Annotated in this window: 13 protein-coding genes; 1 reads left to right on the forward strand and 12 read right to left on the reverse strand. The window is 64.2% G+C overall.

Annotated features, from left to right (window positions below; genetic code table 11):
* Positions 1-13: 13 nt before the first annotated feature.
* Positions 14-1,351: an aspartate aminotransferase family protein gene (locus JO965_RS26295; protein ID WP_203445057.1), complete on the reverse strand. Its 1,338-nt coding sequence runs from the start codon at positions 1,349-1,351 to the stop codon at positions 14-16.
* Positions 1,352-1,504: 153 nt separating this feature from the next.
* Here JO965_RS26295 and JO965_RS26300 point away from each other — a divergent pair, with 153 nt between their 5' ends.
* A complete protein-coding gene (locus JO965_RS26300) occupies positions 1,505-2,053 on the forward strand; it encodes a cupin domain-containing protein (protein WP_203445058.1) in 549 nt (182 codons plus the stop codon).
* 180 nt (positions 2,054-2,233) lie between these two features.
* On the opposite strand, the gene JO965_RS26305 is transcribed toward JO965_RS26300, so the two are convergent.
* From JO965_RS26305 to JO965_RS26355, 11 genes are all read right to left on the reverse strand, one after another.
* The gene (locus JO965_RS26305; RefSeq protein WP_203445059.1) at positions 2,234-2,374 is read right to left on the reverse strand and encodes a hypothetical protein; all 141 of its coding nucleotides are present in this window, start codon (positions 2,372-2,374) and stop codon (positions 2,234-2,236) included.
* On the reverse strand, positions 2,355-2,819 hold the full coding sequence (locus JO965_RS26310; protein WP_203445060.1) for a helix-turn-helix domain-containing protein: 465 nt from the start codon (positions 2,817-2,819) through the stop codon (positions 2,355-2,357). Before JO965_RS26310 ends, JO965_RS26305 begins: the two co-directional genes overlap by 20 nt.
* A gap of 402 nt (positions 2,820-3,221) precedes the next feature.
* On the reverse strand, positions 3,222-4,205 hold the full coding sequence (locus JO965_RS26315) for a beta-ketoacyl-ACP synthase III (protein ID WP_203445061.1): 984 nt from the start codon (positions 4,203-4,205) through the stop codon (positions 3,222-3,224).
* Complete coding sequence (locus tag JO965_RS26320; protein WP_203445062.1) at positions 4,202-5,467, reverse strand: adenosylmethionine--8-amino-7-oxononanoate transaminase; 1,266 nt, start codon at positions 5,465-5,467, stop codon at positions 4,202-4,204. The genes JO965_RS26315 and JO965_RS26320 overlap by 4 nt, the downstream gene beginning before the upstream one ends.
* Positions 5,464-6,102: a dethiobiotin synthase gene (bioD, locus tag JO965_RS26325; RefSeq protein ID WP_203445063.1), complete on the reverse strand. Its 639-nt coding sequence runs from the start codon at positions 6,100-6,102 to the stop codon at positions 5,464-5,466. The genes JO965_RS26320 and bioD overlap by 4 nt, the downstream gene beginning before the upstream one ends.
* On the reverse strand, positions 6,099-7,244 hold the full coding sequence (locus JO965_RS26330; protein WP_203445487.1) for an 8-amino-7-oxononanoate synthase: 1,146 nt from the start codon (positions 7,242-7,244) through the stop codon (positions 6,099-6,101). Before JO965_RS26330 ends, bioD begins: the two co-directional genes overlap by 4 nt.
* Complete coding sequence (bioB, locus tag JO965_RS26335) at positions 7,244-8,251, reverse strand: biotin synthase BioB (protein WP_203445064.1); 1,008 nt, start codon at positions 8,249-8,251, stop codon at positions 7,244-7,246. Before bioB ends, JO965_RS26330 begins: the two co-directional genes overlap by 1 nt.
* Before the next feature lie 186 nt (positions 8,252-8,437).
* Complete coding sequence (locus JO965_RS26340) at positions 8,438-9,031, reverse strand: hypothetical protein (RefSeq protein ID WP_203445065.1); 594 nt, start codon at positions 9,029-9,031, stop codon at positions 8,438-8,440.
* Complete coding sequence (panC, locus tag JO965_RS26345) at positions 9,028-9,963, reverse strand: pantoate--beta-alanine ligase (RefSeq protein ID WP_203445066.1); 936 nt, start codon at positions 9,961-9,963, stop codon at positions 9,028-9,030. The genes JO965_RS26340 and panC overlap by 4 nt, the downstream gene beginning before the upstream one ends.
* A gap of 9 nt (positions 9,964-9,972) precedes the next feature.
* Entirely contained in the window at positions 9,973-10,854 is an 882-nt protein-coding gene (gene panB, locus JO965_RS26350; RefSeq protein ID WP_203445067.1) for a 3-methyl-2-oxobutanoate hydroxymethyltransferase, read from the reverse strand.
* Positions 10,855-11,173: 319 nt separating this feature from the next.
* A complete protein-coding gene (locus tag JO965_RS26355; protein WP_203445068.1) occupies positions 11,174-11,425 on the reverse strand; it encodes a hypothetical protein in 252 nt (83 codons plus the stop codon).
* Between the last annotated feature and the right edge of the window lie 92 nt (positions 11,426-11,517).

The raw sequence follows: 11,517 nt of genomic DNA on the forward strand, positions 1-11,517 counted from the left end.
ACGTTGCGTAGGATCAAGTGACGCGTTTCAAGGCATCCGACAAGGTGTCAATGATGGCGTCGATCTGAGCGATCTCGATAATGAGAGGCGGCGACAGAGCAATGATATCGCCCGTGACCCGGATCAACAGCCCTCGCTCAAAGCAGTCAACGAAAGCATCATACGCCCTGGTTCCTGGAGCGCCTGTGCGGCTTTCCAGTTCGATGCCGGCAATCAGACCGATGGTGCGAATGTCGACGACGTTCGGGAGTCCTTTCAGACTGTGGATGGCATCATGCCAGTAGGTTTCGATCTCGGATGCCCGGGTGAGCAGTCCTTCCTCTCGATAGATCGAGAGGGTCGCCAGTCCCGCAGCACAGGCGGCCGGATGGCCTGAATGCGTGTAGCCGTGGAACAGCTCGATCTGGCTTTCCGGCCCCTGCATCAGCGCATCATGGACCTTCCGACTGGCGAACACGGCGCCCATGGGAATGGCACCATTGGTCAGGCCCTTGGCCGTGGTCACGAGGTCAGGCACGACACCGAAGTAATCCACCGCAAACGGCGCCCCAAGACGCCCGAAGCCCGTGATGACCTCATCGAAGATCAGCAGGATGCCATAGCGGTCACAGATCGCCCGCAAGCGCTCGAGGTAACCTTTCGGTGGAATGAGAACGCCGGTTGAGCCTGCCACCGGCTCGACAATGACGGCTGCAATCGTTTCCGCCCCATGGAGGGCGACGAGGCGCTCGAGATCATCCGCGAGTTCAGCACCATGCTCGGGCTGGCCTTTCACGAAGGCATTGCGAACCGGATCATGGGTATGCCGCAGATGGTCGGCGCCAGGGAGTTGCGGGAACAAACGACGGTTGTTCAGGATGCCGCCGACCGTGATGCCTCCGAAGCCCACGCCATGATAGCCACGCTCCCGCCCGATCAGACGCGTTCTGGTGCCCTGGCCAATGGCGCGCTGATAAGCGATGGCGATCTTCAGAGCCGTGTCGACGGATTCCGAACCAGAGCCGGTAAAGAACACGCGGTCGAGACCGGCACTCGGCCCACCCGGTGCAATGGCGGCTAGACGCTCGGCGAACTCGAAGGCGATCGGATGTCCCATCTGGAATGAGGGGGCGTAGTCCATGGTGAAGAGTTGCCGCCCCACCGCGTCTGCAATCTCGCGACGACCGTGACCGGCGTTCACGCACCACAAGCCTGCGGTGCCATCGAGGATCTGACGGTTGTCATCGCTCCTGTAGTACATCCCTTCCGCTCTCGTGAGCAGGCGGGGCGCTGCCTTGAACTGGCGGTTTGCCGTGAAGGGCATCCAGTAACTGTCGAGCCGGAAGCTGTTGTGCCGTTGAGGAGCGTTCATGACCGAGATCCTTTCGATGGAGGATCATGGCCATGATCGAAGGAGGCCAACAAGTCCTTTTCTTCTCTTTGCTAAGTGATTGATATTGCTCGGCGCAAAGCAGTGTGTTTGTCTTATCTCGAACAACTGAAACACACGGGTCACAGTGCTGCGATGGAATTCGATCTAGGCGGACGGCTTCGTTATGTTCGGGGGCTGCATAACCTGTCTCAGCGCGAGCTTGCCAAGCGCGCAGGCATCACCAACTCCACGATCTCGTTGATCGAGTCCAACCAGACCAATCCATCAGTCGGAGCGCTGAAACGCATTCTGGACGGCATCCCGATCGGGTTGGCGGAATTCTTTGCCCTGGAACCGGAGAAGCCGAAGCAGGCCTTTTATCGCTCCGACGAACTGGTCGAGATCGGGAAGGGCAAGATCTCCTTCCGCCAGGTCGGCAACAACCTGTTCGGCCGCGCCCTTCAGATCCTGAAGGAGCGCTATGAACCTAGCGCGGACACCGGCAAAGTTCCTCTGACGCATCAGGGCGAAGAGGGCGGCATCATCCTGAGCGGTCGGCTCGAGGTCACAGTCGAGGGCGAGCGGCGCATCCTTGGGCCGGGGGATGCCTATTACTTCGAGAGCTGGAGACCGCATCGCTTCCGATGCGTCGGCCCGGTGCCTTGTGAGGTTGTCAGCGCCTGTACACCGCCGACCTTCTGACTGTGTGAGGAATGTTTGGCCTTGAAGCGGCTGGCGTCAGGTGGGTTTACGCAGCTTGGAAGCGCCACTCGTCCCTGTAACGATCGACCGCGAGATCCTTGTGCGAAATCTGCGGTACCTGGCCGGTGATCAGATCGGCAAGGACACACCCGGAGCCGCAGGCCATGGTCCAACCGAGGGTTACTCGTAGTCCACCCGCGCGGAGCGGCCGGGCGCCACCGTTTGGGGAGCGCGTGTGTCGGCGAGCAGCTGGAACGGCAACTCGTCAAAGCAGACGACGGGCCGGTCCGTGCTGTAGGGCTTAGCATACAGATCCAGCACGTCCTCCATGCGCCAGACAAAGTCCGCTCCCACCGACGCGATGCACCACTGCTTGCGTTGCCACGACTTCAGTGTGTTTTTTAAGCGCCCGGCGCACTGTCTCGTCGCTGATGGTCTCCACCACCCCGAGTTCGACCAGGCGATCGGCCAGCAGTTGCAGGGTCCAGTGGCCCCGCCCTGACGGGGCATCGCTGCAGGCCAGCGCCACCAGGAAAGCCTGCTGCTTGGGATCGAGCTTGGGCCGGCCGCCGGGCCGCGGCTTCTCGTGCAGGGCACAGGCGGCGCGGCCCTCGACAAACCGATGGCGGGTACGCTCGACCGTGGCAGGGTGCACATGCAGGCTGGCCGCGATCTGGGCATCGGTCTTGCGCTCATCGGCGGCGAGCAGGATGCGAGCGCGGGTGAGCGTGCGGGCTGGGGCGATGCCCTTGTTGAGCAGGCCCAACAGTTCGGTGCGTTCGCGGCGGGTGAGAGGTCGACGAGATAGCGCTTCAGCATGGGAGAGCCCTCCCTCAGATTGGCTCAGTCTACACCTGCCCGATCAATCCCCCAGCTCTCCTGTGGCCTAGGACTAACAGTTATTGATCCGGCTTGGGTGCAGTTGAAACACCGGCGGTCATGGATAAGATCGGATAGCCCAGTCAGGCTCCGGGACTGTTCAAGTTCACCCTAGCCGTCTCTATAGTATGGACCATTGACCCAACCACTCTCATGTGAGGCCGTCGGGGGCGTCTACCATCACATCTTGCGCTGACTCCTACTGGCATCCATGTCATGGCTGCCAGGCAGCTTGCCGGCGATGAATTTGCGCACTCTCCCTCCGCTCTTCGATGGACGACCCGCGCGGCTACAGGCCCACCACGAGCGCACCGCCGGTCAGCCCGGCGCCGGCCGCGGCGAGGAGCAGCGTCTCGCCCCGCCGTAGCGGCTCGGCCTGGTGAGACAGGGAGAGCGACAGCGGGATCGTGGCAGCCGACGAATTGCCGTATTCCGTGACAGTGGTCATCGTCTTGCTTTTATCTATGGCGAGCTTGTCGGCCACGGCCTCGAGAATGCGGGCATTGGCTTGGTGCGGAACAAAGCGATCCACGGCCTGAACCGGAACCTCCGCTGCCGCCAGCGCCTCGGCTGAACAGCGCGCCATCATCGCAACCGCCTTGGTGAACACGGCACGTCCGTCCGCGATGGTCATGCGGGTTGCGGCAACGTCGAGATCTCCGGCAAACGGCCAGTGGCTGCCGCCCGCCGGAATCTGGATCAGGCCGTAGCCTGCTCCGTCGGAGTCCAGCGCGGCACCGAGGACGCCGTGGCCGGGATCGGACGATGGGGCCAGAAGGACGGCGCCGGCGGCGTCGGCGAACAGCACGGCGCTGGCGCGCTCGGAGGGGTTGATGCGGCGGCTGAGGATATTGGCGGCGATGACCAGCGCCGGTTTGCCCTGCAGGCGAACGAAGGCGTCGGCGAAGGTCAAGGCATAGATGAAGCCGGCGCAAGCGCCGGCGAGATCGACCGCACCGGCACGAGCCAGGCCGAGGCGGTGGGCGACCAGCGGTGCGCTGGGCGGCAGCAGATGATCGGGCGTCGAGGTTGCCAGCAGCAGCAGGCCGACCGTGGCGCGGTCAAGGTCTGCCATCGCAAGCGCCCTCTCGCCTGCCTTTGCAGCCAGCCCGGACAGGGTGTCGGACGGCTCCGCCCATCGGCGCGACAGGATGCCGGTCCGCCTCTCGATCCAGCCGGGGTCCAGGCCGAGGGAGGCCTCGATCTCGGCGTTGGGTACGGTCCGCGCCGGCGCGTGATGGCCGAGGCCGATGATCCTGGCGCCGCGGGTCACAGGGCCTGCCCCGCGAGGTCGGCGGCCCTGTCGACCGCGTCATGGAGCCGGTCGAGCTCGCTGGCGCTCACGCAGTACGGCGGCAAGAGATAGATCACATTGCCGAGCGGGCGCACCAGAAGGTCGCGCTCGAGGAAGAAGGCGCGCAGCTTCGGGCCAATCCCGGCGAGATAGCCGGGATTGGCGACCGCCAGTTCGAAGGCCGCGATCGTTCCGCTAACCCGGACCTCGGCGAAGCGGGGATCGCCCGCAAAGCGGCCGGCGCCTTCGGCCTGCAGGCGCGAGAGCGCTGCAATCCGTTCCATGACCGGCTCGTCTTGCCAGATCCGGACATTGGCCAACGCCGCGGCGCAGGCGATGGGGTTGGCGGTATAAGAGCTCGAATGAAAGAACGTCCGGCTGCGGTCCGGCGCATAATGCGCCTGGAAGATCGCATCGGTGGCAAGCGTCGCGGCAAGCGGGATCGCGCCACCGGTCAGGCCCTTCGACGTGCACAAAATGTCCGGCGAGATGCCGGCCTGCTCGCAGGCAAACAGCGAGCCGGTCCGGCCCCAGCCGGTCATGACCTCGTCGGCAATGAACAGCGTTCCCGACGCCTCGGCAATCCGCTTCAGCTCCGTGAGCACGCGGGCCGGATACATCCGCATGCCGCCCGCACCGAGCACCAGCGGCTCGACGATCAGCGCCGCCGCGTTGCAGTCGCGCGTGAACAACTCGAAGGCGTCGAGCGTCTCCTGCTCCCGGCCGGAGGCCGGAAACGGAATGGTGTCGACCTCAAAGAGCAGCGGCTCATAGGCCGCGTTGAAGACGCCGCGCGTGCCGACACTCATCGCCCCGATGGTGTCACCGTGGTAACTGTGCTCCATCACAATGACGCGCGAGCGAGGCCGGTCGGTATGGCGGAAGTAGCCGAGCGCCATCTTGAGCGCGACCTCGACGCTGGTCGACCCGCTGTCGGAATAAAAAACCCAGTCGAGGCCGGCCGGGGCCATGGCGACGAGGGCAGCGGCGAGTTCCACAGCCGGCTCGTGCGTGAAGCCGGCGAAGATGATCTGGTCGAGTTGCTCCGCGGTCGACCGAATGGCCTCAACGATTGCCGGGTGCCGATGGCGATGGGTCACCACCCACCAGGACGAGATAGCATCGAGGATCTGGCGGTCATCGATGCTTTCCAGGTAGGCCCCGTCGGTGCGCACGATCGTCGGCAGGGCCGGTTCAAGGGCGTGCTGCGTGAACGGGTGCCAAACCGCCGATCGACTCATGAGAGGACCTCATCAAACAAAGTTGCGTCGAAGCTGTCTCTCATGGCCGATCGCAACGCCTCCGGCGTCAAGGGATTAAGCCGCGGCAAGCAACCGAGAACCCGCACCCTCGCCAATTCCGCGATCATGCGCTGAGTGTCCTCCCTCTCGTCGCCGATGAAGACGACGCCCAGGATCGGGATCGCGCGCCGGCGCAGCGCCTCGATCGAGAGAAGCGTGTGATTGATCGTGCCGAGCGCGGTCCGAGCACACAGCACCACCGGCGCACCCCAGCAGGCAAAGACGTCGATGAAGAGCGTCGCGCGAGTCAGCGGCACCAGCAGCCCCCCTGCCCCCTCGACGACGAGCGGCCGATCCGTCTGAGGCAGGACGAGCGCATCGGGGTCGATCACGACGCCGTCGAGCGCAGCGGCAAGGTGCGGCGAGGCCGGTGTTGTCAGCCGCCACGCCTCCGGAAGGATCCGAGACGCGGGAAGGCCAGACAGACGTGCGACCGTCTCGGAGTCGGTCTCGTCCCCAAGGCCGGCCTGGACCGGCTTCCAGTAGAGGCCGTCGAGGAGCGCTGTGAGTCCTGCGGCGAAGACGGTCTTGCCGATACCGGTGTCGGTCCCTGAGACGACGATCTTGAGCGTCATGCGGCGAGCCCTCCGAGCTCTTCTGCGAGCGCTTCGGTCATGGCCGATACGGCGGCATGATCAACATTGAGCGTGAGCGAGATGCGCAACCGTGCCGTGCCTTCCGGGACGGTCGGGGGCCGCACCCCGCGGAGATCGAATCCGCGTGCCTGCAAGGCCGCGGCGAGCGCCATCGTGCGGCCATTGTCGCCGATGACGACCGGCAGGATCTGGGAGCCGCTCGGCATGCGACCGCAGCGGTCGACAAGTTGCTGCCCGGCGAAGGCGACGAGCTCCGCCAGGCGCTCGCGCCGTTCGGGCTCCTCGCGCAGGATCGCGAGTGCCTCCAGCGCGGCAATCGCCATCAAGGGCGGCGGTGCGGTCGCATAGATGAAGGGCCGGCAGCGATTGATCAGGAAATCGGCGAGCGTCCGCGGGGCCGTGAGGAGCGCGCCCGAGCCGCCGAGCGCCTTGCCGCAGGTATGAAGGACGACGACATTGTCGCGGCCCTCGAATTCGGCCGCAAGGCCTCGCCCGTCCGGCCCATAGAGACCGGTCGCATGGGCCTCGTCAACGAAGAGGAAGGCTTCGCAACGGTCGGCGAGCGCGACGAGATCGCCGAGCGGGGCGCGGTCACCGTCCATGCTGTAGAGACTTTCGACGACGATCCAGGCACGCCCCGTGCCGCCGGCCGCGCGATAGGCGCGGATCGCATCCTCAATTGCCGAAACGTCATTGTGCGGGGCCGCGACCACCTCGGCCCGGCCGGCCCGTGCTCCCTCATGCGCGCTCGCGTGGACGAGTTCGTCGAGGACGATGAGGTCGCCCTTCTGCGGAAGGGTCGTCAGAACGGCGAAGTTCGCCACGTAGCCGCCGCCGAAATAAAGCGCGCGCTCAGCGCCGAAGAAGGCGGCCGCCCTCTCCTCGAGCGCCTCGTGCTCGGGACAGTTGCCGCGCAGGAGCCGCGAACCACCGGCGCCGACCGGCGTGCCTTCGGCGAGCGCCTCCGCCAGCCTTGCCCTGAGCCGCTGCGCGGTCGCCAGGCCAAGATAGTCATTTGATGCAAAGTCAAACCCGACCCGCGGCAGGAGACCTCGGAGCCGGTTCTTGCGTGCAAGGCCCCTAAGCGTCGCCTCGTAGCGGTCGAGGAGTGCTGCGCCCATCATGAATGGCCGGGCTCCGCGGCTTCAATCGCCATCGGCTTGATGCCGAGGCGGCGGAAGAGGGTAGCATCCTTGTGCTGGCCCGGATTGTCTGCCGTGAGCAGCGTGTCGCCGATGAAGATCGAATTGGTGCCGGCGAAGAAGCAGAGCGCCTGCATCTCGTCGGTCATCGCCGTGCGGCCGGCGGACAGGCGCACATGCGACATCGGCATCATGATGCGGGCAAGCGCGATCGTGCGCACGAACTCGATCGGATCGATGGGGTCGGCGTCGGCCAGCGGCGTACTGGGGATCGGGATCAGCATGTTGATCGGGACGCTCTCAGGCGGCTCCGGTAGGTTGGCGAGTGTCACCAGCAGGTCAATCCGGTCGAGCGCAGTTTCGCCCATTCCGACGATGCCACCGCAGCACACCTTGATGCCGGCCTCGCGCACATGGGCGAGCGTGTCCAGCCGGTCTGAAAAGCCACGCGTCGTGATGATCTCGCTGTAGTAGCGCTCGGACGTGTCGATGTTGTGGTTATAGTAATCGAGGCCCGCCTCCTTCAGCTGTTCGGCCTGATGCCGGTCGAGCATGCCGAGGGTCATGCAGGTCTCCATGCCGAGCGCTTTCACGCCCTCGATCATGGCCGCGATCGCGACCATGTCACGGGCCTTCGGGCCGCGCCAGGCCGCGCCCATGCAATAGCGGGTCGCGCCGGCATCGCGCGCCTTTTTCGCCTCGTCAATGACCGTGTCCACATCCATCAGCTTCGACGCCTTGATACCGGACGCGTAGTGCGCCGACTGACTGCAATAGCCGCAATCCTCGGGGCAGCCGCCGGTCTTGATGCTGAGAAGGCGGCTGAGCTGCACGCGGTTAGGGTCGAAGTTCTGGCGATGGACGGCATGGGCCTGGAACAGGAGATCGTTGAACGGGGCATCATAAAATTCGCGTGCTTTTTTGCGTGTCCAAGACGCGCTTTCGCCGACACGCACGGGTTGGATGGGGGCAGTTTGCGCCGACATAGGGTCTCCTTTTAATGATCGCCGAGGGCAGGTTGCGGCAGATTCTGAAGTTGCCATGCGATCCCTACGGCAGCTGAGAGCATAAGTAGATGGCCGTGAACGCCGATGACGCGGCAGAGGCCACGAGACAAAGATCGATGGTTGCTCGTGGCCAATAGTTCACAATGCTGTTCAACATGACATCTCTCAAAAGATCCGGGTTATCAGATGCTTTCTCCGTGAAAACGGCAGTACGAGCTTGGAGAAAAACCTCACCTGCACGAGCGCGAGCGCTGTCCCGGTCGCGCTGCAGATCACAGCTTGATGCTCCAGGATGACATCTGATCGCGACCGGTTATCTGAGGCGCTGAGCCGCAACAGATCCTCGCGGGGATCAGCCGCGCGGGGCCGAACGTGCGCTACGAGGGCGCGACGGAAGGGACGGAACGAAGCAACGACGGTTCCAAACGGCACATCGGTGGCTTGCAGAACATCGTTCATGCCCGCCGCCAGGCGTCTGGGCACGGACCAATTCTCCGCCATCGCGAGCGGCAGAGGGCCACGCCTTAGTTGAACCTGCCGGAAATGGACGGTTTCCCGTGCGGCGGGAGCTAAAGCAACTCTAACCTCCTCCGACACGGCCGCGAGCACTTGTCGCGGACGGCACGCAATGCTGATCGGTCCCTGCGAAAGGCCATGCTCGTCGCACCAGGAGAGAAGGGTTTCAGTCGCCGTTGCCCCAGCGATCAGGCGGGTGCTCAGCTCCTGAATGAGAGCATCGGTGTCGGATCGTGCCGTCATAATGCTTGAGGCCCTTCCGCGGCGACCGTGGCCTGCCGACCGATCGCACGCGAGACCAACTCTAGCTCGTGATCGGACAGAGCTGTCGGCGGAGGGGTCAGGAGCACGTTGTCGATCAGGCGCGTGGTCCCGACATAGGCGGCAACACACAGCACCGCCGGCCGCTCAACTAGCTCTGGGATCGCCTCCAGCGTCTCGGCATTCCTCAACTCGAGATACTGCAGCCGGTTGACTTCCGTCATGGCGGCACGGGCAAGATCAACCAGTCGCTGGCTGTCGCGCTCTCCGGCTTGAAAGGCCGCGTGGGCCGCGAACAGGCCGCGGCTGAGGCAGCGGGCGCGCGCGCGATCGGCGGCGCTCAGGTAGCTGTTGCGGCTGCTGAGCGCCAGCCCATCGGCCTCGCGCACGGTGGGCACCGTCACGATCTCGACATTCAGGTTGAGGTCGCGCACCAGCTGCCGGATCACGGCGCATTGCTGAAAATCCTTCTGGCCGAAGAAGGCGACCTCCGGTTGCACGATGGCGAACAGCTTGCTCACCACGGTGGCCACGCCGCGGAAGTGCCCGGGCCGAACGGCGCCGCACAGCGGCTCGGCCACAGGTCCCGGCTCGACGTAGGTCTGGAAGCCGGGTGGGTAGATCTCGCTCGCGTCGGGCACGAAGATCAGGTTCACGCCGGCCGTGCGGCAGAGATCGTGATCGGCTTCCAGGGCACGGGGATAGCGGTCGAGATCCTCGTTCGGGCCGAACTGGGTCGGATTGACGAAGATGCTCACCACGGTGATGTCACAGCGGGCGACGCTCTCAGCAATGAGCGCGCGATGGCCCGCGTGCAGGAAACCCATGGTCGGCACGAAGCCGACCCGCAGGCCTGCGGTGCGGTAGCCTTTCAGGCACTGAGTCAGTGCTTTGATCGTGCGGAAGGTTTGCATCGGCGGGCCTCAGGCGCTGGCGGTGGAGGAGTTTGGTGCCCAGGCGGCGACCGCCTCGTGGGCCTCGGCCGGCAGGGCATAGGCCTCCGCCTGCGCTGGAAAGGCGCCGCGGCGCACGTCCTCGGCCCAGTGCGCCAAAGCCTGCTGCAGCAGATCAAAGCCATCGATGTAGGTGCGGACAAACTTGGGCCTGTGCTCCTGCGTCAATCCGAGTACATCGTGCAGGACCAGCACCTGGCCCGAGCAGTGTGGCCCGGCCCCGATGCCGACGGTCGGGATGCTGAGGGTGTGGGTGATCCGCGCCGCCAGCTCGGACGGGATGCCCTCGAGCACGAGCGCAAAGCAGCCAGCCTCCTGGAGCCGATGCGCATCCTCGAGGATTTGGACAGCGTCGTGGGCTCCCCTGCCCTGCACCTTGAAGCCGCCCATGGCATGCACGCTCTGCGGCGTCAGGCCCAAGTGCCCCATCACCGGGATCTCGCATTCCACGAGCGCCTGGACCGTCTCGACACGCTTGGCGCCGCCCTCCAGCTTCACCGCCGCCGCCCCGCGCTGGAGAAAGCCGCCGGCATTGCACAAGGTGTCGTCGAGGCTGAGGTGATAGCTGAGATAGGGCATGTCGGCGACGAGCAAGGCCCGGGGCTTGGTGCGGGCCACCGCTTCGAGATGATGGTTCATCATCGCCATGCTCACCGGCAGCGTGTTGTCGAAGCCGAGACACACGTTGCCAACGCTGTCACCGACTAGGAGCATGTCGACAACAGGATCGGCCAGGCGGGCCGTGACGGCATCATAGGCGGTGCTCATCACAAGCCGCCGACCGTCGCGAGCCTGCTCCTGAAGCAACGGGATGGTGACCGCTGGTGCATTCGATGAGGAGAAATGACTCATCAAGTTACCCTTTGCTCGATCAGCTGAACCAATCAGAAGCCACATTCTTGATCTCGATCACATCAAGGCAGCATCCGTCCCATCATCACCTTCATGAATCGAATTCACGTCTGCATCTGCCTAGCGCGGGAAAGACAGCGCGACATCGCTCGTAAGCCTGATTGACCCTGCCGTTGCAGCGAATGTCCGTACAGCAATTAAGTCAACGCACTCGCAGGGCGCTGGAAAGCCAGTAGTAAGGCATATTTAGTCGCCTGACTTACTACCGTAGCAGCCAATCAAACTTCAAGAGATATGTATTCTATAATTCCTCTCCGGCTTAGTGCTTTCTTCTCTTATCGGCCGTGACAAAGAATGCAGCCCAATCTGGCTTAGCGCCATGAGACGAGAGCGACTGAACTGACTTCGAGGTGCGACTGTGCTTGTCATGTTTATCGAGGACAGCAATGGCTGCTCGGGCCTCCTCGCGAAACTTCTCCTTGAGCCGCTCGGGTTCGCGATGCCAGCCCCATCCCTCCACTTGGATCTCGTAGAGGGCTCGGGCCACGGCTTCTACCTCCTGCAGGTTCATGGCTCCAGGTCTCCCTTGCTTTGATCGAGGACAGGTCAGTCTGCTCTCGCTTCAGATGAGTGCACCGCAAGCGCTTGAGGCGTCACGCGCTG

This window comes from Microvirga sp. VF16, from assembly GCF_016864375.1.
Lineage (GTDB): Bacteria > Pseudomonadota > Alphaproteobacteria > Rhizobiales > Beijerinckiaceae > Microvirga.